A 20,828-nucleotide genomic window follows, 5' to 3' on the forward strand; every position below is an offset into this window, starting at 1 on the left:
CACGACCTCGACACCACCCGGGTGGAACTCGCCACCAAACTGGTCGTCCGCGAAAGCACCGCCCCCGCCACGACCTAATGCAGCGCCGCGGAGATCGCCGAGCTGCCCACGCTCTGGCTGCTGGGGGGTTCGCCGTCGGCCTGGTGGTCACGATGGTCGCGTCCTGGTTGCCGACCCGGCGTGTGGTCCGGGTGAGCCCGCTGGCGGCGCTGCGCCCGGATGCCGCGGTCGACGTACACACGGCCACCGGCCTGGTGCGGCTGGCGCTCGCTGCGATCCTCCTGGTCACCGGGGTGGCCCTGCTCGGGGTGACGTAAGGTGTCGGAGCCTGTCCATCGACAGATGATGGAGCAATCCTGAGAGCAGAAACCGGTCATCCGGCCTGAACACAGGCTTGGCCACCTCGCTGCAAGACCGTCAGCTGATGTCGTAGCACCAGAATCTCGATCTCCTTGTCACGCTCGGTCATCGGCAATAGCCGTATAACGAGAAGGTGTTCGTGACAGCGAGGTAGGCCAAGCGCAGCAGCACGATAGATCATCATGCCGTTCCTTGGGCTACCCCGCGCCGCCAGACTCGAAGCGCATAATCGCCCGTCGCCTCCGTGACCCGCACGGAGGAATTTTCGGCACCCGCAGACCCTCACCAAGCCGAGCCCTAACCGGACATCACGTCACCATGCCGAGGCCCTGCTCGGACCCGAGAGGCGTCCGCCCCCTTCAGCGTCCAGAAACAGCCCGGTTATGAGTAGGACCCTACTCATGCGGTGCTTCCTCAACCGGAGAAGGATCCGGAAACGGAAGAAATCTCGGCGATGCGCGGAAAGCGCTCGCCTCGGAACTGTGATACTCGCGCTTAAGGAGCCGTATCAGTGGCCACCGGGACGGCGACGACATGGTGGATATCCCTCATACCGGTAACTGTGTTGACCATCCTCCTCACCCTGTTCGCCAGAAGAATTCGCAGAACACGGACCAGCCGACCGCTGGTCGTCCAAGAGACAGCCCCGACGTTTCAAGTCGTGGCGCTGGGACTGCAAGGCTCAGGAAAGACGCTGCTGCTGGCCAGCATGTATCACCGGCTCAAGACGCCCGCAGGCCAGTGCTACTTCCTCACCGCCACCCACGACGACGTGCTGCAACTCAACCAGTGGTACATCCAGATGGCCGACACGGCGTCCTCCGGCGCCTGGCCCCGTGGCACGGCGAAGGGGGAGACGCGGCACTTCACCTTCACCGTGAAAACCCGCATCAACGGAACCCCGCACACCATCCTCCACCTGAAATACCTGGAGTACGCCGGAGAACTTCTCACTGAACTCCAGGACGCCGGCTCCACCAAGCAAAAAGAGCTCTTCGATCACATCGACACGGCCGACGCCCTCATCGGCGTCATCGACGGCTACCACATAAGGCAGCACCTGGACGGGCACCCCGAAGGACCGATCCATCTGGAGCGGACTCTCAACGCCCTGCTGCCGATCATGATCGAGGCATCGGCTCCCATCAGCTTCGTCATCACCAAATGGGACCTCCTCGTGGACCTCCACCCGGACGAAAGCACCCGCCTGAGCATCGTTCACAACGTGCTGACATCCAATGATCACTTCAGGTCGCTGGTGAACCTTCACAGCGCCACCCGCGTGGTCCGCCTCATACCGGTGAGCGCTGTCGGCCCCGACTTCGCCAAGATCGACACCACGGGAGAGATCGTCAAGAATTCCGATGGCACTGTCCACCCCACCAACGTGGACGTCCCCCTCTCGGCTGTCGTCCCCGACATGTTCGAGCAGGTCGAGAGCCGGCTCGACCGCGAAAGCATCACGGCCCTCAGGTCCGAGGTACGCCGGCGAACCCAGCAGAGCACGCTGGAGGCATTGGCCTCCCTGAGCACCTTCGCCGGCCAGATGGCCGGGCGCACCCTGCTTGCGGCCTTCGGCCCCTCAGCAGCGGTGGTCGGCGACTCCTTGCTCGGCTTCTTCCTCGATTCCCGGATGGACGCACCCAGCCAGGAACAGATGCGCCTCGACCAGGAGCTGAGCGAGGCCGAGCAGCGCATCGAACAATTCCGCCTCGCGCGCCGGCGTGTCCTCCACGACATGCGTCGCAAGGTGGACAGTCTGGAAGGCCGCTTGCCGCACTCCCGCCTGTCCGACGGTCACTGACATGAGCGATATTTCATCGGCGCGGGCATGGCCGTTCCTCGTCGCCCGCGGGCGGTACCGCGGATACCGCACGCTCCTAGCCCCCGATTTCCTCGTCGCCGAGCGCGACTACGGAATCCTGGACGACACGGTGGTGCCGAGCACCAACGAGGATCAAGCGAACGTCATCGGCGTGACCACCCGCGCCGGACGCCCGCTCACAGTCGTCCACGGCACCCACCTGGTCACCTCCGCCGACATCGCGGAACCGGGAACCGAACCCGCCGACCACGCACCGCGTGACCAGCACAGCCGGCCCCTCCAACTCATCTACGGATTCGTCTGCGTCGACGGGCCGATCTCCGAACCCCACGACGACGACCTGCGCATCTGCCGCGACACAGCCCTCGCCACCTACCGTCGATTCCTCAAAGACGAGGACGCGTTCACAGTGGAACCCGCGGGGAAGTTCCTGCTACGGTCGCCCGTCATCCGGCGGGCTTCTCCACCCCCGCGGCAACCCCCGCAACTATTCGCCGCGGTCGGCCACGACGGCCCCCGCCCGGTGCCCGCAGGCCTCGGGCGTCTCCTGCTGCTCACCGCCGCACTGGCGATCGTCGCGATCCTGGCAGTCGTGTGGCTCCTTCCCCCGAAGCCGCACACCGACTGCCCGTCCACCGCTGGGCCGGCGAGCCACACTCTGCGACACCAGCCACCCGGCTCGACAGCACCGACAACGACCTGCCGCCCCGCCCAGCAGAAGAAACCACCCTCAGGACAACCGATCCCGCTCAATCGAAATGGCTGAGAATCTCTCCCAAGAAAGCCGCACGGTCGCAGCGTGGAGCGCTGCCAGGTATTGGCAACAGTCCGTATCGAAAGGTGCAGGCGGTCGGCGATTTGCCGGTTGGTCAGCCCCAGCGACCAGGGCTGCATCTCCCGCTGGCCGCGACGGCTTCCGAGACGAGCAGGCTCAGCCGAAAGCGCAGTCCGACATCCAGGAGCGCCAAGAGGACTCCCGGGGTAAGCCCGCCGTGCCGTCAAGGGCGGCGCTTCGCGGCCCTACGCCCGCAGACTGTCCGGAGCACGGCCGGGTTCGACCAGGCCCGCGCTCCGCCAAGGACCTCCAGCGTGGGTGCTTCGAGCCGACCTACCGGGAGTGCCATGCCGCGGTGCACCGCGCGGTCATCTGGGAGGGCACTCCACTCGACCCGCGCAACGCCTACGCCACGACCAAGCTCGCCCAGGAGCATCTGGCGGCCAGTGCCAACGCGCCGCATGCGGGACCGTCAGGCACTGAGGAGGGGCCTCCACGCATGTGGGCGGGCGTCGAACGCTACTTGCGCCGCTCCACAGGACCTTTCACGCGGAGGGCCAGCACGACGGTAGATATCGCGGCGATCACGAGGAGGACCAGCACGAGGTTGAGCGGATAGTTGAGTGGCAACTGTGAGAGGTTGTCCGGCCGCTTGCCGAAGCCGAGGACCAACGGCAACGCCACCACAGTGACCGCACCCATGATGATCAGCGTGGTTGCCAGACAGGAGCGGTACGGCTCTACTGTACGTCTCATGAGCAGGCCGACGGCCATGACCACCGGCACCAGGAGGAAGTCGTGTGCGACCGCGACGCCCGCGAACCACAGGGCCCAGCCGAACGGGCCGACGGACGCCGTGGTCAGGATGCCGTACCCGCCGATGGCGACCAGGCCGGTGCCGACGGCGTAGACGACGAGGCGTGCCTTCATAGGACCACCACCCGCGTGACCCATTTGGTCTGCAGAACCCCCGGCCGATTGGGGGCGATCAGCCGGCACGGGTATCCGTGGTCGAGGTGCAGGGTCTCACCGTTGAGGCGGAGGGCGAGGAGGGTGAGAGGGTCCTGCCAATGGGGTGGACCAACCATCGAGGTTCCGTAGCCTCCGCGGGTCTGCAGGGATTCGACCCTGAGGCGTGCGTCGTCGTCGGCCCCGGCCAACTGGAGCAGGTCATGAAGCCGGACGCCGGTCCAGGTGGCGTCCGCGCTCCATCCCTCCACGCAGGTGATCGGCAGCGCCGAGGTGTGTTGGGACAGGGCCGCGAGGTCGGTCAGGGACAGCGCCAGCGGGCGGCGGACGGCCCCGGAGACCGTCAGGCGGTAGTCGGCGGGCAAGATCACACGGGCTGCCCTGGCGCTCCTGTTGACCGGCAGACGCTGCGGCCCCACCCGGGGCCGACGAGGCGCCAGCACTGCCAGGGAGGCAAGCGGCGCGTAGGTTTCGCCGACCGTGGTGAGCGCGACGACCCCGGAGGCCGCCGCCACAGCGGTGAGGAATCCGCGCCGCGAGGGCCCGCTCTGCGACGCATCGTGGGCGGTAGGGGGATCGAGCGCCCGGCGGACCTTGGCCCATTCGTTGGCCACATGCACCAGCAGGGCGCCGTAGACGATGTAGGCGGTCGAGTAGTGCGCCGCGGTGAAGAAGAACGGGAACGGATACCAGTACGAGATGTTGAACAGCCCTGTCACCAACTGGAACAGCGAACCGGCGACGAGCAGGAAGACGAAGCCTCGTTCCAGCGCGTGGGCGGCGGAGCGGACCACGGGGCGCTGCCACAGCTTCGGGTAGACCGTCCACATCTTGGCCAGCAGCAGTGGGAGCGTGGCCAGCCCGCCGATCACGTGCAGACCCTGGGTGAAGCGGTAGAGGTTGACGGGCTGGGACGGCCACAGCATCCAGTCCGGTGGAGCCTGGAGAAAGTGGCTGATCAGGCCGGTGATGAACGTCACGGTGAAGCTGACGCCCAGCCAGATGCCGAGCCAGGAGGCGGTCCGCTCGTCGTGGAGCCGGCTGGTGAAGTTCATCGGTGTAATGCGGCGAACCATCTCGTCGCCTCCGTCCACAGCTCGGCTACTTTAAGGCCGCCTGCCCGGGCTGGTCGCCCGATGTGGTCCACGCCGAGGTGGGCCCAGGGGAACCAGGCCCCGAGCTCGTCGCCGTGGCGCAGCCGTACGCGCTCACGCCGGAGGGGAACACCGGGTCGGTCCAGCTCAATCAGCGCCAGGCCGTCCGGCGCGAGCAACTCGCCGACGCGCCGTAGCAGGGCGACGGGATCACCGCCGATGCCGATGTTGCCGTCCGCCAGGAGTACGCGGCTCCACCGTCCGGCGCCCGGCACATGATCGAAGACGTCGCGGAGTAGGGCGCTGGCACCGGCGTCGCGGGTCAGCTCGACCGCGTAGGGATTGATGTCGATTCCCAGGGCGGGCAGGCCGCGCCGGGCCAGGGCGGCGGTGAGGCGGCCCGGCCCGGATCCGACGTCCAGAGTGGCGCCGGAGCACCGCCGCAGCAGCGATTCGTCTCCCGGCAGGAGTTGCAACCATCGGCGTGCGAGCAGGGGGACCCTGCGGCCATCGCGGTACTCGACCTCGGGATCGGCCTGCCCGGCGAGCGCCTGCGCGTACAGCTCCCCGATCACGCCGCCCCCTCGGCGGTTGGCGGCGCGTGACATGCGAGGGCGGCCGCGAACCGGCTCCCGGGCGTCTGGCGGGCGACCTCATCGATGTCGGCGGCCGTGTCCACATCGGTGAGCTCTGGTAACAGCTGGACGGACAGTCCCGCGCGCCTGATCCGCAGGAGCTGCACGTGCCCGGTGTCGGCGCGGGACATCGGAACCCCCCGCACGAGGTCCTGGTCAGGCCGCCGCAGGCCAAGTAGCCAGAAACCGCCGTCCCGGGCGGGACCGAGGGCCGCGTCATGAGACCCGAGGGCGTGTAGGGCTCTCCCCAGCAGTAGGGGGGTCACCTGCGGGGTGTCCATTCCGATCAGGACGATCGGACAGGCCAGGGTCGCGTGCGCGTCGGCGAACGCGGCGGCGATCCGCTCGTCGAGGCCGTCACCGCGTTGCGGCAGCACGGTGAAACCCGGAGGCAGCCACGGGCCCGGTTCACCGGCCAGGCAGAGCACCCGTCGGATGGCAGGTGTGGCCGCGACCGCGTGAAGGGTGTCCTCCAGGGCCGCCTGCGCCAACGCGGCCGCCGCCTGAGGAGTGTAGGGCGGGGTCAGCCGCGTCTTCACCCGACCCGGCAGGGGCTCCTTCGCGATCACGACGATCTGCCCCTTCATGACGCGAGCACCCGCCGCATGTCGTTGACCGTGCGCAGCGTGCCACGGACTGTGCCGGTGACCTTCGACCTCCCCGCCCGCGGGTGGTACGGGATGCCTGCCTCTCCAATCCGCCAGCCCGCCTCGGCGGCCCGCACCACCATCTCCAGGGGATAGCCGAACCGCCGATCGGTCAGATCGAGTGCGAGCAAATCGGCACGGCGTGCGCAGCGCATGGGCCCCAGATCACGCAGGGCCGTGCCGGCGCGGCGCCGAAGGGCCGATGCCAGGACGGCGTTGCCGAGCCGGGCGTGCAGGGGCCAGGCACCGTGGCGCGTGGGTTCACGCCGCCCCAGCATGAGATCCATGGATCCGGCCGCGACGGGCTCGGAGACGGCCGGCAGATCTCTCGGATCGAGGGACGCGTCCGCGTCCATCACGCAGACCATCGCGCTGGTCGCCGCGAGCAGCCCCGCATGGCAGGCCGCTCCGAACCCGCGCTGGGGCACCCGGACCACGGATGCGCCGTGTTCGGCGGCGATTTCGGCGGAGCCGTCCGTGGATCCGTTGTCGGCCACGATCGCGCGATAACCGTAGGGCATGCGCGACAGCACCCAGGGGAGCGCCGCCGCCTCGTCCAGGCACGGGAGCACCACGTCGATGGTCATGATCGCGACGCTACAGCGAGTAGTCATGATCAACCCTTACGGAGCGATGACGGATCGTCTCCAGGCTCATGCGGAGCCGTTGACCAGCTCTAGCGTGAGACACGTGACCATCACCCAGCAGGTCTACACAGAGCCGCCCATCACTGTCGGGCATAGGCGGGCGGCCACGATCGCCCTGGGCCTGTGGGCGGGACTCATCGTGGTCGCGTTCGGCTGGGGCGCGGTGCTGCTCTCGCACGACGCGCTGCACCTGGACGCCTTCCCGCCACTGCACGGCCACCTGCGCCTCCAGACCTGGCAGCTCATCCCGGCACTCGTTGCCGGCGTGGGGGTAATCCTTGCCCTGCCGGCGGCCACGGCCCGGCTGTCCTGGCGCCCTCTCCTCCTCGCCGCCTGGCTGGCGACACTCGGCTGGACGGTCGCCCTCGCGCTGTCCGACGGCGTCTCCCAACTGGCCGCGCCGTTCGCCGCCCGGAACGAGTACCTGCCGGTGCTTCCCGCCATGGGCGACCGCCCGCTGTCTTGGCTGCGGAGTTTCACCGGCGAGCTGTTGGCGTACCCGACGCACGTCAAGGGCCATCCACCGCTGCCGGATCTGATCCTGTGGGCACTGGATCGCGTCGGCGCCCGCGGCCCTGGCCCCGCTGCGGCCCTGGCGATCGCAGTGGGCGCATCAGCCGTCGTGGCCGTCGCCGTAACCGTACGTTCCGTGGCGGGAGAGGAACTGGCACGGCGGGCGCTGCCGTACCTCGTGCTGGGGCCCTGGGCCATCTCCGTGGCCACAAGCATGGACGCGCTGTTCCTCGGCGTCGCGGCCTGGGGGACCGCTCTCCTGGCGCTCGCTTCACACCGTACGGCCCAGCAGGGCATGGCGCCGGCGAGCCTGGCAGGTGTACTGCTCGGGTCCCTGCCCTATCTGAGCTACGGCCTGGTGCCCTTCGCCGCGATCCCATTCGTCGTGCTGCTGGTCGCGCGGCCCGCGACGCGCGTTCTCATCGGTGCCGTCCTGGGGGCCGTGTCGGTGGCTGCCCTGTTCGCGGCGGGCGGCTTCTGGTGGCCGGACGGTGTTTCGGCCACGCGCATCGCGTGGGAGCTGGATGCCGGGGCGCTGCGGCCGTACACCTTCTTCTTGATCGGCAACCTCGCGGTCCTAGGGCTGATCACAGGTCCGGCGGTCGCCGCCGCAGTGCCGAGAATCCGGTCCCTCCCCCGCCCGGTCGCGCTACTTGGAGCGGCGGCGCTGCTCGGCATGATCGTGCTCGATCTGTCCGGCTACACCCGCGGCGAGGTCCAGCGGATCTGGATTCCCTACGCCGTCTGGTTCGTCCCCGTGGCGGCCGCACTGCCCAAGGGGAGAACACGAGCGTGGCTGGCGGCGCAGGTAGGCGTGGGCCTGCTGCTTCAGGCGACCCTTCAGGCGCCCTGGTGACCACCTGACATTGGCTGGCGGGCTGGCGGGCTTCACCTAAACACCTGCCCGCCTATCCCACCCACGTGCGCGACCATCCGCCTCTGCCCGTGCTGGTGGCATGGGCAGAGGCGGTGGCGGGTGCCTCGGGCCTGCTGCTCGTGGTGGCTGTGGCTGCTCCGCGCGGTGGCGATCGCGCTGGTCGTACGGCGACTGGTCGGTGAGGAGGCGGCCAGACGGGCACTGCCCGGCCGGCCCTGGCTCGCGGCGCAGGCGGTCACCGGGCTGCTGCTTCAGGGGCTGATCGCCTCGCTTTGGTGAGGCCGGACTGCGGTCAGCCGAGCGGTGCGGTCGCGAACTCCCGCATGCCTTCGGCGAAGGCGATCCGCGCCTGGAACCCGAGCTCCTTCTCCGCCAGGTATGGCGAGGCCACGATGTGGCGCACGTCGCCCAGCCGGTACTCCCCCGTCGTGACCGGTGCGGGACCGCCACGCTGAGTGGCGAGCGCCTCGGCCATCTCGCCCACCGTGTGCGGCTCGCCACTGGCGATGTTGAAGGCAGACAGAGTGCCGGACCGGCCAACCTCCAGCGCGGCCACGTTCGCCTCGGCCACATCTCGGACGTGCACGAAGTCACGGCGCTGTCCGCCGTCCTCGAAGACCCTGGGCGCCCGGCCCGCCTCCAGCGCGGATCGGAAGATCGCGGCTACCCCTGAATACGGCGTGTCTCTGGGCATCCGCGGGCCATACACGTTGTGATAGCGCAGCGCCACGACTGACCCGCCCGTCTCGCGGGCCCAGTTGCCGGCCAGATGCTCCTGGGCGAGCTTGGTCGTTGCGTAGGCGTTGCGCGGATCCAGCGGCGCGTCCTCCCCGATCGAAATCGGTCTCACCCCGGCCCCGCAGTGCGGACAGCGCGGCTCGAAGTAGCCACGCGCCAGATCGGCCTCGGCCCGAGCGCCGGGCCGGACCTCGCCGTGCTCGGTGCAACCGTAGGCGCCTTCGCCGTAGACCACCATCGAGGAGGCCAGCACCAGCCTGTCGATGCCGTGCCTGGCCATCGCGGCCAGAAGTACGGCGGTGCCGTACACGTTGACGGAGGCGTAGTCGGGCAGGTCGGCCACGTCCACACCCAGCCCGACCTTGGCCGCCTGGTGCACCACGGCATCGACGTCCGGCAACATCCGGTCAAGGGCGTCGGCGTCGCGCACATCCGCTCCGGCACGCAGATCCAGACCGATTACCTCGTGTCCGGCTCGCGCCATGGCCTCGGCCACATGACTTCCGATGAACCCGGCCGCACCGGTGAGAAGGACTTTCACGCCCGCGAGACTAGGCCGAGGTGTCCCGCGACAGCACCCTACGAGGCGAGCCGTTCGCAGGTTGTAAGAAGTGCGTTGAGCCTCGACAGACGGCGCCTCCTTGGTCACGCGACGCGGCAGGCAGACATGCCGTAGTGGAGAAGGTCACCGGAGCCGGTGAAACCGCCAGGTCAGGGATGAAACCAGCGTGAAGCCGCGATGAAGCCGGCAACGCGGAAGCTCTCCATGGACGCCGGGAGGTACCCGGCGGAGAGAGGAGACGCGTCATGGCGGACCTCAGTGCCGTCCGGGCCGAGAGCCTGGTCAAGAACTTCGGAGACTTCCGGGCCGTGGACGAAATCGACCTTCACGTACGGCAAGGTGAGATCTTCGGAGTCCTGGGCCCCAATGGAGCGGGCAAGACCACCACGCTCCGAATGCTCGCCACCCTGCTCCCGATCGACGGCGGCCACGCGGAGATCTTCGGCGTCGACGTCCGACGGGAACCCCACCGCATCCGGCAACTGGTAGGCGTCACCGGTCAGTACGCCTCGGTAGACGACGACCTGACCGCTCGGGAGAACCTTTGGCTGTTCGCCCGTTTACAAGGCCTGACCAGCGCCCGAGCCAAGACCATCGCCGGCGACCTACTCGAACGTTTCGGCCTCCAGGAGGCGGCCGACCGCCCCCTGTCCCAGTTCAGCGGTGGCATGCGCCGCCGCCTGGACCTCGCATCCAGCCTGATCACCCGCCCACCCCTGATCTTCCTGGACGAGCCCACAACCGGCCTCGACCCAAGAACCCGGGGCCAGATGTGGGACACCATCCGCGAGCTGGTCACCGACGGCTCCACGATCCTCCTTACCACCCAATACCTAGACGAAGCCGACCAACTGGCCGACCGCGTAGCCGTAATCGACCGAGGCCGAAAGGTCGCCGAAGACACCCCCGACGCCCTGAAGACCCAGGTCGGCGACTCAAGTCTGCAGCTCAGCCTCGCGGACGGCTCCGACACCGCCCTAGCCGCGGACGTCGTCCGCCGGCTGCTGGGCGAGGAACCGGTCCTGACCCCGGAATCAGGACGCATGAACATCCCCCTTCCCGACCCCAACCGGGCCGCGGACGTCCTGATCAGCCTGCGGGAAGCGGGTCTCGGCATCTCCTCGGTGAGCGTCGCCAAGCCGACGCTGGACGAGGTCTTCCTGGCGCTGACCGGCCACGGCGCCGACGAACCCCAGATAGAGGCGGTCCGATGACCACTACGAGCACCATGAGCCCGACCACCCTCAACCCTCAGCGCGTCGACCCGTCCGCCGTGGTGGCCCGCACCACGTCCCACAGCTCGGTCCAGGAGTCCTGGGTCCAGATCCTGGCGATGGCATGGCGAGCCGTGAAGAAGATGCGCCGCAAGCCCGAGCAGTTCTTCGACGTCCTCATCCAGCCCCTGCTGTTCACGGCGATGTTCGCGTTCATCTTCGGCGGCGCGATCTCCGGCAGCGTGTCGGACTACCTCCCGGTACTGATCCCCGGCATCCTCGCCCAGACCGCCCTGACCGTCTGCATGGCGACAGGCGTGCAGCTGCGCGAAGACATGGACAAGGGGGTCTTCGACCGCTTCAAGTCCCTGCCGATCGCGAGGATCGCCCCTCTAGCCGGCCCGATGATCGCCGATCTGATCCGTTACGGCATCGCGTCGGTGCTGACGCTCGTCACCGGCCTGGTCATCGGTTACCGCCCCGGCGGCGGCGTGCTCGGCTGCGTCGGCGGCGTCGCGCTCACCGTGATCGCGGGCTGGTCGCTGGCGTGGATCTTCACCTGGCTGGGCACGATGGCGCGTTCCGCGCAGAGCGTCCAGGGCATCTCGATGATGATCATGTTCCCGCTCACCTTCCTGTCCAACGCCTTCGTCCCCGCCGAGACGCTGCCCGGCTGGCTGGAGGCGTTCGTGAAGGTCAACCCGGTTTCGCACGTCGTCTCCGCGGTGCGCGACCTGTTCAACGACGGGGCCGTGACGGCCGAGGTCGGCTGGGCGCTCATCGGCTGCATGGTCGTCGTCGCGGTGTTCGCCCCGCTGGCGGTCCGCTCGTACTCCCGCAAGATGTAGACGGTGTCAGACCACCCGCTCCAGGACGGTGCGGGCCTCGGCCAGCAGGTCGAGGCCGCGGCGTTCGCCGTATCCGGCCTCGATCCGGGATATGACGCCAGGGGCGATCCGTTCGGCGTGCGCGGACAGCACCGACCACTGCATCGTCGGGGTGAACCGGTTGTAGGCGAACCGGTCGGCGAGCACGAGCAGCCGGACCCCCTCCTCGGCGGGCAGCGCTCCCTTAAGCAGGCCCCAGATGCCGAGTCCGGCGAGCACCATCCCCATCAGCGGGTAGTCCCTGAACGTGTGGTCCGGGTCGAACATGATCAGCACCTTGGTCCGCAGCGACTCGAAGAGGTCCACGCCGTCGTCGCCCTCGCCGTACTGCGCGAACGCCGAGATCGCGATGACCTCGCCCAGGAGGGCCCACGGTGTGAAACCGTCCGGCGCGCCCGGGACGTGCAGGTTCCGGAGCAACTCGGCGGTCTCGCGGTGCCGCCGCAGTCCCTCGGAGATGTCGCCGTCGACGAGGGCCAGCTGGGCTCTGCCGGTGGCGACCGACAGGACCTCGCCGTAGGTGCCCTGGGAAGCGAGCTCCTCCAGGTCGTCGATCATTCGTGCGGCCTCGTCGCGGCGCCCCTCAGTGAGCGCCGCCATGGCGAGGGCGGCGCGGATCTGGATGGCGTCATCCACCGCCCCGAGGCGTTCGAGCACCGGGAGCGCCTCGGTGGCATGTCTGGAGGCCGACGCGGACTCACCGAGGTGCGCGTACAGGCCGGCCAGCTGGGTGTGCAACACCGCCCGGCGCCAGGGACCGCCGTCGTCATCGACGAACTGGAGGGCGGCCAGGGCAGCTTCGATCGCGCCGGGCGGGTCGCCGGCGTTCTCCCGGCCGTGGCTCAGCCAGTGCAGCGCGATCTGGCGGATCATGGGGTCGGGATCGGCGATCAGCGTGTCGAAGCCGTTCTCGGGGTCCGACACCACGGTGAGCAGCACGGTCACCAGCGCCCGGACGCCCGGGTTCGCCGAGGCGGCGCCCAGCGCGGACAGCATCCGTGCCAGCCCCCCGATCTCTTCGGAGGAGACGATGACGGTGTTGAACAGCGCCATGCTCAGGGCCACCCGGGTCCGGTCGAGGAGCCGGGGCGGCGGCGTCCAGCCGGTCAGCGCGGCGGCGACGGCCGGGGTGAGGACGATGCCGCGCGGATGGTCTCCGCAGATCATCCAGTAGCCGCCCAGAGTGGAGAACAGCACCACCACCGCTTCCGGGTCGGGGTCGGCGAGGGCCTCGCGCAGGATGTCGGCGAGGTTCGTCTCCTCCGAACGCAGCCGGTCCATCGCGTCGACCTGCTCCGGCGAGTACAGCCGGACACCGTGCCGGTCGGCGTAACCGACGGCCCACGCGCGCACGGCGGCTCGCGCCTCGGCGGTCTCGCCGGCCGAGTCCAGCCGTACCCGGCCGAACTCACGCACCGTCTCGAGCATGCGGTACCGGACGCCGTCGGCCGTCTCCATGACGGTGAGCAGGGACTGCTCCACGAGCTCTTCAATGTCGCCGAGAGCGTCGCCGCCGAGCACCTCCTCCGCCGCGTCGAGGGCGAAGCCGTCCGGGAAGGCCGAGAGGCGGCGCAGGGCCCGGCGTTCCCGCTCGCCGAGAAGGTTCCAGGACCAGTCGATCACCGCCAGCAGCGTCTGGTGCCGTGAGGGGGCGCTCCGATCGCCGCCGCGCAGCAGCGCGAACCTGTCGTCCAGCCGGCGGGCGATCTCGACCGGTGACATCACCCTAACCTTCGCGGCAGCCAGTTCAATCGCGAGCGGAAGGCCGTCCAGGCGGGCCACGACGGCGCGCACCTCCTCCCCGTCGAGGCGTACGCCGGGCCGGGCCGCGGTCGCGCGGTCGCGGAACAGCTCGACCGCGTCGCCGGTTCCCAGCTGGGGCAGCGGGTAGACACGTTCGGCGGCGATCGCGAGCGGCGAGCGAGTCGTGCTGAGGATGCGCAGCTCCCGCGTGGTCGCGGCCAGATAGGCGACCAGGTCGGCGACCGCCTCCACCAGATGCTCGCAGTTGTCGAGCACCAGCAGCGTCGGGGCCAGGCCGAGCTGCTGGGCGATCCGGGCGCGGACGTCGGCGCGCTGCTGCGGGGTAAGCGTGCGACGTCCGGTCACCGAGTCGCGGACGCCGAGCGCCGACCCGACCTCGCCGACCAGGTCCTCGGCCGCGGTCACGCCGACCAGCTCGACGAAGTGCACCACCGGCTGCGGGGCCTCGCGGGCTACGGCATGGGCGAGCCGGGTCTTGCCGAGCCCGCCCGGGCCGAGGATCGAGACCACCCGGGACGTGGCGAGCAGCAACCGCACCCGTCGGAGGTCGTCGTCGCGGCCGAGCAGCGGGGTCGTGTCGAACCGCACGCCGGTACGTACGGGACTGTCGAGCGCCAGCAGCTCCTGGTGGACCCGCCGCAGCTCCGGGCCGACGTCGGCGCCGATCCGTTCACGCAGGTCCGACCGGTAGCGCTCGAAGCGGTCCAGCGCGGCGCCCGTCCCGCGCACCGCCGCCTCGCTGCGCAGGAGGTCGGCGAGCAGCCCCTCGTCCCCCGGGGGGACGCGCACAGCCTCCTCGAGCTCGGGCAGGGCGGGGCCGTGGTCGCCGCTCCGGCTCCGGGCCCGGGCGAGCACGACCCGCGCGGACGCCAGATCGCGTTCCGCGCGACGGCGCACCTCGGCCAGCGGGCCGCCGCCCTCGGGGGGCAGCGCTCCGGCGCCCAGCGTGAGAGCCTCCTCCGCCGCCGCGGCCGCCGCGGCCGGATCCTCGACGAGCAGCACCCGCGCCAGGCCCGCCAGACCGTGCAGCCGACCGGCGTCGACCCGGTCGGGCGGAACCTCGAGCCGGTAGCCGCCCACTTCCGTGGCCAGCGCCTCCGCCCCCACGACCGACCTGGTCCGGGACACCAGGACCTGCAGCGCCTTCGCCGGATTGGCCGGCTCGTCGTCCCCCCACACCTCCGCGACGAGCCGGTCCGCGTTCACGGTGCGGCAGGCGAGCGCGAGGGCTGCGAGCAGCGCCTGAGCCCTCTCACCGACCACCGGCTGCCCCCGCCACCGCACACCGTCGAGCAGACTCAGGTCGATCGGCATGGCCTAAGTCTAGGCTCCGCCAAGCCACCCGCCCGTTCCCGCCTGTAACCCTGTTGATCACCAACCGGTCGGGCACGCAACGGGCACGCCCGTGCCGGCCGGAACTCTGGAGCTTGAAGCGGATGCGCTGCCGGTGGGCGTCCGATTTGTGCTCAAGCGAGGCCGACTTCGACAAGATCAAGACGGTTGGCGCGAACGCCATGTCATGGGAGGGGGCGACTGCGTCCCGCCACGGTGCGAAACCACCGCCCGCCCTCCGCGCCAGCCCTTGATTCGCCTATCGAGATTCGATAGATTTACATCGCAATTCGATGGAAGGGTGTGTTATGGGAAAGCTGGCAGTGCGTGCGCTGCGCGCCGTGCTCGTGGTGGTGCTCGCCGGCACCGTGTTCGTACAGGCAGGGATGGTGTGGGTGTTGATCGGCGGGAGCGACCCGGAGGACGGGTCGCTTCCGCTGACCCCGTTGCGCGTGATCACGATCCTGGGCATGGTGTCGGTCCAGGTCGCCCTGGTCAGCGTATGGCGGCTGGTGACGATGGTGCGACGCGGAACCGTGTTCTCCCACGCCGCCTTCCGGTACGTGGACGCCGTGATCGGCGCGATCGTGGCGGCTGCCCTCCTGTGGTTCACGGTCACGGCCCTCAATGCGCCGGGCCAGCGGGCCGACCCGGGCGTCACCGTCATCATGGGCGGGGTTGGCCTGGCCATCCTGGGGGTCGCGCTCATCGTGCTCGTGCTGCGGACGCTGCTCGCCCAGGCCGTCGCGCGCGACGTCGAAGCGGCGCAGATGCAGGCCGAGTTGGACGAGGTGATCTGATGCCGATCGTCGTCGACATCGACGTGATGCTGGCCAGGCGGAAGATGTCCGTGGGCGACCTCGCGGACCGCGTAGGGATCACGCCCGCCAACCTGGCGGTACTCAAGAACGGCCGCGCCAAGGCGGTGCGCTTCGCGACGCTCGCGGCGCTCTGCGAGGTGCTCAAGTGCCAGCCGGGCGACCTGCTGCGCTGGGAGGCCGAGGACGCCGCGGGCGGATGACGTGCCCCAGGGTGGGCGTGAAAACGCCTGGCACCACCGGCCCGTAACGGTACGTGGACCGCATGGACGTGGATCGCCGATCACCCGCTCGCTGTCCTACTACCGATGCTGGTCACCGGCCCCGCGGCCCGGCTGAAGTGTGCCCGGCGGGGTCAGTCGCACCCGTGCGACTCATGGAACACCGCTTCCCTTGACGCTTATTGCTCTTATACGAGAGCATTGCTCTCGAAACATAGCGGCGTTTCCAAAACGGATCGGAGCCCCATGTCGACGCTCAGTTCGTCCCGCGCACGCCTCGGAGCCGGTTCCCTCGTGGCGGCCGGAGTCCTTTTCCTCCTCTATCCGCTGGTCCGGCCATGGGCCGACGAGACGACGATGGACGGCCTGCGGGGCATGGCGTCCTCATCCTGGGTGGCGTCGCACCTGTTCGCGATGATCGGATTCATCCTGGCCGCACTCGGCCTGCTTGCCCTGCACCTGGTCCTGGACCGGCGGCTCACGCTGCCCGCCGTTGTGGTGACCTGGCTGGGCGCCGGGTTGACCCTCCCGTACTACGGCGCCGAGGACTTCGGGCTCAACGTGATCGCGGCGCGCGCGGTCCGGAACCAGGACGCCTCGCTGCTCGCGCTGGTCGACGAGTTCCGGTACGGCTCCGTGGCGATCAGCACGTTCGCCGCCGGACTGCTGCTGCTCGGGGTGGGCGCCGTCCTCGCCGCCGTGGCCGTCTGGCGTTCCGGTGTGCTCCAGCGGTGGAGCGCGGTTCCGCTGGCCGCCGGATTCGCGCTGTTCATCCCGCAGTTCTTCGGTACGGCCGAGCTCCGGATCGCGCATGGCGCGCTAATGGCGGTCGGCGGCGTCTGGCTCGGCGTGGAGCTGTGGCGCACCGGACGGCGCTGATTCAGAACCTGCTGACCAGAATTCGGGGCACGCGGCCGCGTTCGCAGCGCTGCCGAAGGCCAGTCGGGAGCCGGTTTCAGGTAGACCAACGAGCACATCGCCGGTGCCCCCAAGACCAGGCCGAGCAGCCGCCGCTGGGTGGCCGGGCTCGGTGGACCACGAACGCGTCCAGCAGAGCGGGGCCCCCTAAATGGTTTGCCCGCAGATGGCGCGCGCTGAGATGCTCGGCCGAGCAGGAACGGAGGAAACCGCAAAGTGGCCGTCACCGCATCCAGCAAGCCGTCCGAGTCCGAACCGGAAGTCCGCACGGCGGCCGGCGTCCTGCGCGGCAGCCGGGAGGCGGGTCTGGCGGTCTTCCGCGGCATCCCGTTCGCCGAGCCGCCGGTCGGCGCCCTCCGTTTCGCCGCGCCGCAACCGGTGCGCAGCTGGGACGGTGTGCGCCCGGCGGTCGCGTACGGCCCGCCGCCCCCGCAGTCCGGCGTGCTCGGGGTGTCCCAGGACACCGCCGGCGACGACTGGTTGACGCTCAACGTCTGGACACCGGAACCGGATCCGGCGGCAGGGCTCCCGGTGATGGTGTGGATCCCCGGTGGCGGTTACGCCATGGGCAACTCCAGCCTCCCGGAATACGACGCAGGGCACCTGGCCGGGAGCGGAGCCGTAGTCGTGACCCTCAACTACCGTCTCGGTATTGAGGGTTTCGCGCAGATCGGCGGAGCCCCGGCCAACCGGGGACTGCTCGACCAGGTCGCGGCCTTGCAGTGGGTGCGGGACAGCATCCGGATGTTCGGCGGCGACCCGGACCGGGTCACGGTCCTCGGGCAGTCGGCCGGCGGCGGATCGGTCGCCGCGCTGCTCGCCATGCCGCGCGCCGCCGGGCTCTTCCGCCGGGCGGTCGCGCAGAGCGTGCCGGGGACGTTCTTCTCCCCCGAGCTGGCCGCCGACATCGCCGCCGCCTGCGCCGCCGAGCTGGGGGTACGGCCCACGGTGTCCGGCCTGTCGGCGGTGGCCCCGGCCCGGCTGCCCGCCGCGGGCGACGCGATCTTCGCCAAGACGGTCCAGTGGCGGGAGCGCTGGGGGCAGATCACACACCGGCCGATCCCGTTCGCACCGGTTGTCGACGGTGACGTCCTGCCGGCGACCCCTTGGCAGGCGCTGGCTGACGGCGCCGCCCGGGACGTCGGACTTCTCGTCGGGCACACTCGTGACGAGCACCGGTTGTTCAGCCTGATCGACGGTGTGCTCGGCCAGGTCACGCACGAGCAGACCGAGACCGCTCTGCACCTGCTCGCCCCCGACCCGGACGGTGCACGCCGGTACCGGGAGGCATTCCCGGCCGCGGCCGATGAGGAGCTATACGAACTGGTCAACGCGGACTGGTTGTTCCGCATGCCGAGCCTCCACCTCGCCGACGCGCAGATCGCCGGCGGCGGCCAGGCCCACCTCTACGAACTGACCTGGTCCGCCCCGGGATTGGGCGGTGGCCTCGGCGCCTGCCACGGCCTGGACGTGCCGCTCGTCTTCGGCAACCTGAGCAGCGGACAGCCCGCCATGCTGATCGGCGACCCGCCCTCCCCTGTGGCGGAGGAGCTGTCCGCGCAGATCCGCAGGGCGTGGACGGCGTTCGCCGCTCACGGCGACCCGGGCTGGCCTCCGTACGACGCCGACCACCGCCTCGCACAGCTCTTCGACACGCCGTCGATGGTCACCACCTACCCGGAAGAGACCTCGCGGCTGCTGTGGCAGGACCACACCTTCCCGGCGCTCCCGCTGCTCGCGCGGTAAATGTAGCGTCCGGGTGCGTGAACGACAGAGTGTATGTAGGCAACGCAGGCAAGGATGCGGCGCTGGACAGGGGATGGCTCCTCGGGCATTTCAAGAACGCTGATGATCTCCGCCACAGCGAGGCTGTAGAGATCAAATGGGGCGTCCACCCGCGTGGTGACGAGCGGACGCAGTGGGTAAGGGGCGAGGAACGAACGGCTCTCCTGGTGCTCATCAGCGGTCGCTTCCGCGTTGAACTCCCCGGCCGCAGTGTTCTCCTGGAACAGCAGGGTGACTACGTCGTGTGGGGGCGCGGAGTCGACCACTCCTGGCTCGCAGAGGAAGAGTCGGTGGTCTTAACGGTTCGGTGGCCGTCCGTGCCCGGATACGCAGTGGCACAGGAGGATCGGGCACGGCTGCATGGTTAACCGCGAAGTTCGCCAGCACCACCCACGTCGTCGCGCCCGACGAGGTCTACGCGCCGGCCATGGGCGAGTTTTCACCGGGTTCTCCGCGCTCCCGCCGTCCGCGTTCGGGATTCGGCCGTCGCGATCGTCGCGGTCGTCGCGATCGCCGCGATCGCCGGCATGACTGAGCCGCCGCCGCGCCTGGCCGTCGGGGCCGATGCGATCGACGGCATCCGGGCCGCGCTTGAGTCCCGGCCTGCCGAGCTGGAGAAAGTCAGCCCAGCGCGGCCGCCTTGCGCAGCAGCACTGAGCGTTCGCGCTGGTTGGCGCACAGCCGGGCCGCCAGCTCCAGCTCGGCGCGCGCTTCCGGTCGCCGGCCGAGACGGGCCAGCAGCTCCCCGCGTACGGTCGGCACCAGATGCGAACCGGGGAGCCGGTCCAAGGCGATCAGCTCGTCCACGATGGCCAGGGCTTGCGCCGGCCCCGAGGCCATGGCCACGGCGACGGCCCGGTTGAGCTCGACCACCGGCGAGGGCGCGACCCGGCCGAGCACCTCGTAGAGCACCACGATCCGGTCCCAGTCGGTCGCCTCGACCGAGGGCGCCGACGCGTGGGTGGCGGCGATCGCGGCCTGCAGGCCGTAGGGGCCGAGGCCGCGAGTCGACGCCTTGGCCAGCGCGGCCAGCCCACGGCGGGTCGCCGAGAAGTCCCACCGCCGCCGGTCCTGGTCCTCGAGCAGGATCGGCGAACCGTCCGGGCCGGTCCGGGCCGGGAAGCGCGCGGCCGTCAGCTCGCACAGCGCGAGCAGGCCGTGCACCTCCGGCTCGTCCGGCTGCAGCGCGGCCAGCGTGCGGGTCAGCCGGATCGCCTCGTATGCGACGTCGGGGCGCAGTAGCCGGTCGCCCGACGTGGCCGTCGATCCCTCGGTGAAGATCACGTAGAGGACGCTGAGCACGCCGCCCAGCCGTTCCCGGCGCTCACCGGCCGGCGGCAGCTCGAACGGCACCCCGGCCGCCGCGATCGTCTTCTTGGCCCGCGTGATGCGGGCCTGCACGGTCGGCACGGGTACGAGAAACGCGCGGGCGATCTCCTCGCTGGACAGGCCGCCGACCACGCGCAGGGTCAGCGCCACCCGGGCCTCAGGGGAGAGCACCGGGTGGCAGCTGACGAACATCAGCGCCAGGACGTCGTCGTCGATCCTGTCGGGGTCGATTTCCTCGTCGACCGCCGGGTCAGTCGCCAGCAGGGCGTATCGGTCCTGCAGGGCGGTCCGGCGGCGGATCGCGTCGATCGCCCGCCGCCGGGCCGTGGCCATCAGCCAGCCGGCCGGATTGGCCGGAGAGGCGAGCGGCCACGACACCAGCGCCTCGGCCACGGCCTCCTGGGCCGCGTCCTCGGCCAGCCCGAAATCGCCGGTGAACCGGGTCAGCGCGGCGACGATCCGCGCCGACTCGATCCGCCAGACGGCCTCGACGTCGGCCGTACCCATCAGCGCTGGACGGTGCTGTCCTGCGGGACCTCGTCCTCCCCGGGCACCCGCCGGATCTCTATCTTGGACCCGGGGGCCGCCGGGACCCGCTTGGCCCACTCGACCGCCTCCTGCTTCGAGGCGACATCGAGCAGGAAGAAGCCCCCGAACAGTTCCTTGGTCTCTCCGTACGGCCCGTCCGTGACCACCGGGGCCTCGCCGCTGAAGTCGACCACGGCGCCCTGGCCCGGATCGTCCAGCCCTTCGGCCCCGAGGAGAACGCCGGCCTTCATCATCTCCTCGATGAAGAGGCGGGTCCTGGCAATCCCCTCCTCGATCGAGGCCATCATGGCGGCGTTCGACTCATCGGTGCCCCGCATGATCAGCAGGTACTTCGGCATCGCGTTCTCCTCATCCGGCGGGGCCGCCTCT

The 20,828-nt window shown here is 69.9% G+C and carries 21 protein-coding genes; 12 read left to right on the forward strand and 9 right to left on the reverse strand.

The annotated features are described in order from the left end of the window. Positions 1–143: 143 nt before the first annotated feature. The 3 genes from N5079_RS33400 (at position 144) to N5079_RS33410 (ending at position 2,951) form a co-directional block, all read left to right on the forward strand. Complete coding sequence (locus N5079_RS33400) at positions 144–317, forward strand: hypothetical protein (protein ID WP_261588210.1); 174 nt, start codon at positions 144–146, stop codon at positions 315–317. A 554-nt stretch (positions 318–871) separates the two neighbouring features. After that, positions 872–2,164 carry a hypothetical protein gene (locus N5079_RS33405; RefSeq protein ID WP_261588211.1) on the forward strand — a complete coding sequence of 431 codons (1,293 nt, stop codon included), beginning with the start codon at positions 872–874 and terminating at the stop codon, positions 2,162–2,164. Position 2,165: 1 nt separating this feature from the next. Then, the gene (locus tag N5079_RS33410) at positions 2,166–2,951 is read left to right on the forward strand and encodes a hypothetical protein (protein WP_261588212.1); all 786 of its coding nucleotides are present in this window, start codon (positions 2,166–2,168) and stop codon (positions 2,949–2,951) included. A 528-nt stretch (positions 2,952–3,479) separates the two neighbouring features. On the opposite strand, the gene N5079_RS33415 is transcribed toward N5079_RS33410, so the two are convergent. From N5079_RS33415 to N5079_RS33435, 5 genes are read right to left on the reverse strand one after another with little or no spacing between them, the layout of a single operon-like run. Further along, positions 3,480–3,890, reverse strand: coding sequence for a hypothetical protein (locus tag N5079_RS33415; protein WP_261588213.1), 411 nt, complete (start codon positions 3,888–3,890; stop codon positions 3,480–3,482). Continuing rightward, positions 3,887–4,984: a molybdopterin-dependent oxidoreductase gene (locus N5079_RS33420; protein ID WP_261588214.1), complete on the reverse strand. Its 1,098-nt coding sequence runs from the start codon at positions 4,982–4,984 to the stop codon at positions 3,887–3,889. Before N5079_RS33420 ends, N5079_RS33415 begins: the two co-directional genes overlap by 4 nt. Beyond that, entirely contained in the window at positions 4,981–5,598 is a 618-nt protein-coding gene (locus tag N5079_RS33425) for a class I SAM-dependent methyltransferase (protein WP_261588215.1), read from the reverse strand. Before N5079_RS33425 ends, N5079_RS33420 begins: the two co-directional genes overlap by 4 nt. Continuing rightward, the gene (locus tag N5079_RS33430; RefSeq protein WP_261588217.1) at positions 5,595–6,245 is read right to left on the reverse strand and encodes a TIGR04282 family arsenosugar biosynthesis glycosyltransferase; all 651 of its coding nucleotides are present in this window, start codon (positions 6,243–6,245) and stop codon (positions 5,595–5,597) included. Before N5079_RS33430 ends, N5079_RS33425 begins: the two co-directional genes overlap by 4 nt. Further along, positions 6,242–6,892, reverse strand: a complete 651-nt coding sequence (locus tag N5079_RS33435) for a glycosyltransferase family 2 protein (RefSeq protein ID WP_261588218.1) — start codon at positions 6,890–6,892, stop codon at positions 6,242–6,244. Before N5079_RS33435 ends, N5079_RS33430 begins: the two co-directional genes overlap by 4 nt. Before the next feature lie 103 nt (positions 6,893–6,995). On the opposite strand from N5079_RS33435, the gene N5079_RS33440 reads away from it, so the two are divergent. Together N5079_RS33440 and N5079_RS33445 are read left to right on the forward strand one after the other, a co-directional pair. After that, positions 6,996–8,321, forward strand: coding sequence for a hypothetical protein (locus N5079_RS33440; protein WP_261588219.1), 1,326 nt, complete (start codon positions 6,996–6,998; stop codon positions 8,319–8,321). A 120-nt stretch (positions 8,322–8,441) separates the two neighbouring features. Further along, a complete protein-coding gene (locus N5079_RS33445; RefSeq protein ID WP_261588220.1) occupies positions 8,442–8,621 on the forward strand; it encodes a hypothetical protein in 180 nt (59 codons plus the stop codon). Between the two features lie 13 nt (positions 8,622–8,634). Here the strand turns inward: N5079_RS33445 and N5079_RS33450 are convergent, their stop codons facing one another. Beyond that, positions 8,635–9,621, reverse strand: coding sequence for an NAD-dependent epimerase/dehydratase family protein (locus tag N5079_RS33450; RefSeq protein ID WP_261588221.1), 987 nt, complete (start codon positions 9,619–9,621; stop codon positions 8,635–8,637). A gap of 266 nt (positions 9,622–9,887) precedes the next feature. Between N5079_RS33450 and N5079_RS33455 the strand changes: the two genes are divergently transcribed. Together N5079_RS33455 and N5079_RS33460 are read left to right on the forward strand one after the other, a co-directional pair. After that, positions 9,888–10,856: an ATP-binding cassette domain-containing protein gene (locus tag N5079_RS33455; RefSeq protein WP_261588222.1), complete on the forward strand. Its 969-nt coding sequence runs from the start codon at positions 9,888–9,890 to the stop codon at positions 10,854–10,856. Further along, positions 10,853–11,704, forward strand: coding sequence for an ABC transporter permease (locus N5079_RS33460; RefSeq protein WP_261588223.1), 852 nt, complete (start codon positions 10,853–10,855; stop codon positions 11,702–11,704). The genes N5079_RS33455 and N5079_RS33460 overlap by 4 nt, the downstream gene beginning before the upstream one ends. Positions 11,705–11,710: 6 nt before the next feature. On the opposite strand, the gene N5079_RS33465 is transcribed toward N5079_RS33460, so the two are convergent. Beyond that, a complete protein-coding gene (locus N5079_RS33465) occupies positions 11,711–14,821 on the reverse strand; it encodes an ATP-binding protein (protein ID WP_261588224.1) in 3,111 nt (1,036 codons plus the stop codon). Positions 14,822–15,147: 326 nt separating this feature from the next. Between N5079_RS33465 and N5079_RS33470 the strand changes: the two genes are divergently transcribed. The 5 genes from N5079_RS33470 to N5079_RS33490 all read left to right on the forward strand — a co-directional run bounded on the left by N5079_RS33470 (position 15,148) and on the right by N5079_RS33490 (position 18,949). Further along, positions 15,148–15,639 carry a DUF2975 domain-containing protein gene (locus N5079_RS33470; protein WP_261588225.1) on the forward strand — a complete coding sequence of 164 codons (492 nt, stop codon included), beginning with the start codon at positions 15,148–15,150 and terminating at the stop codon, positions 15,637–15,639. Beyond that, a complete protein-coding gene (locus N5079_RS33475; RefSeq protein ID WP_046086987.1) occupies positions 15,639–15,860 on the forward strand; it encodes a helix-turn-helix domain-containing protein in 222 nt (73 codons plus the stop codon). Before N5079_RS33470 ends, N5079_RS33475 begins: the two co-directional genes overlap by 1 nt. 264 nt (positions 15,861–16,124) lie before the next feature. Then, positions 16,125–16,757: a hypothetical protein gene (locus tag N5079_RS33480; protein WP_261588226.1), complete on the forward strand. Its 633-nt coding sequence runs from the start codon at positions 16,125–16,127 to the stop codon at positions 16,755–16,757. Positions 16,758–17,012: 255 nt separating this feature from the next. Further along, entirely contained in the window at positions 17,013–18,542 is a 1,530-nt protein-coding gene (locus N5079_RS33485) for a carboxylesterase/lipase family protein (RefSeq protein ID WP_261588227.1), read from the forward strand. Positions 18,543–18,559: 17 nt separating this feature from the next. Further along, on the forward strand, positions 18,560–18,949 hold the full coding sequence (locus N5079_RS33490; RefSeq protein WP_261588228.1) for a signal peptidase I: 390 nt from the start codon (positions 18,560–18,562) through the stop codon (positions 18,947–18,949). Between the two features lie 253 nt (positions 18,950–19,202). On the opposite strand, the gene N5079_RS33495 is transcribed toward N5079_RS33490, so the two are convergent. Next, complete coding sequence (locus N5079_RS33495; protein ID WP_261588229.1) at positions 19,203–20,417, reverse strand: RNA polymerase sigma factor; 1,215 nt, start codon at positions 20,415–20,417, stop codon at positions 19,203–19,205. Continuing rightward, complete coding sequence (locus N5079_RS33500) at positions 20,417–20,797, reverse strand: YciI family protein (RefSeq protein ID WP_261588230.1); 381 nt, start codon at positions 20,795–20,797, stop codon at positions 20,417–20,419. The genes N5079_RS33495 and N5079_RS33500 overlap by 1 nt, the downstream gene beginning before the upstream one ends. Positions 20,798–20,828 lie beyond the last annotated feature (31 nt).

Source organism: Planotetraspora sp. A-T 1434, assembly GCF_025420585.1.
Classification (GTDB): Bacteria; Actinomycetota; Actinomycetes; order Streptosporangiales; family Streptosporangiaceae; genus JAOEGB01.

What these genes read in the sequence shown, in the direction of transcription:
- N5079_RS33495 (WP_261588229.1), bottom strand. Translation starts at nt 20,417, where the DNA reads ATGGGTACGGCCGACGTCGAGGCCGTCTGGCGGATCGAGTCGGCGCGG.
- N5079_RS33420 (WP_261588214.1), bottom strand. Translation starts at nt 4,984, where the DNA reads ATGAACTTCACCAGCCGGCTCCACGACGAGCGGACCGCCTCCTGGCTC.
- N5079_RS33455 (WP_261588222.1), top strand. Translation starts at nt 9,888, where the DNA reads ATGGCGGACCTCAGTGCCGTCCGGGCCGAGAGCCTGGTCAAGAACTTC.
- N5079_RS33475 (WP_046086987.1), top strand. Translation starts at nt 15,639, where the DNA reads ATGCCGATCGTCGTCGACATCGACGTGATGCTGGCCAGGCGGAAGATG.
- N5079_RS33500 (WP_261588230.1), bottom strand. Translation starts at nt 20,797, where the DNA reads ATGCCGAAGTACCTGCTGATCATGCGGGGCACCGATGAGTCGAACGCC.
- N5079_RS33435 (WP_261588218.1), bottom strand. Translation starts at nt 6,892, where the DNA reads ATGACCATCGACGTGGTGCTCCCGTGCCTGGACGAGGCGGCGGCGCTC.
- N5079_RS33470 (WP_261588225.1), top strand. Translation starts at nt 15,148, where the DNA reads ATGGGAAAGCTGGCAGTGCGTGCGCTGCGCGCCGTGCTCGTGGTGGTG.
- N5079_RS33465 (WP_261588224.1), bottom strand. Translation starts at nt 14,821, where the DNA reads ATGCCGATCGACCTGAGTCTGCTCGACGGTGTGCGGTGGCGGGGGCAG.
- N5079_RS33415 (WP_261588213.1), bottom strand. Translation starts at nt 3,890, where the DNA reads ATGAAGGCACGCCTCGTCGTCTACGCCGTCGGCACCGGCCTGGTCGCC.
- N5079_RS33410 (WP_261588212.1), top strand. Translation starts at nt 2,166, where the DNA reads ATGAGCGATATTTCATCGGCGCGGGCATGGCCGTTCCTCGTCGCCCGC.
- N5079_RS33430 (WP_261588217.1), bottom strand. Translation starts at nt 6,245, where the DNA reads ATGAAGGGGCAGATCGTCGTGATCGCGAAGGAGCCCCTGCCGGGTCGG.
- N5079_RS33480 (WP_261588226.1), top strand. Translation starts at nt 16,125, where the DNA reads ATGTCGACGCTCAGTTCGTCCCGCGCACGCCTCGGAGCCGGTTCCCTC.
- N5079_RS33460 (WP_261588223.1), top strand. Translation starts at nt 10,853, where the DNA reads ATGACCACTACGAGCACCATGAGCCCGACCACCCTCAACCCTCAGCGC.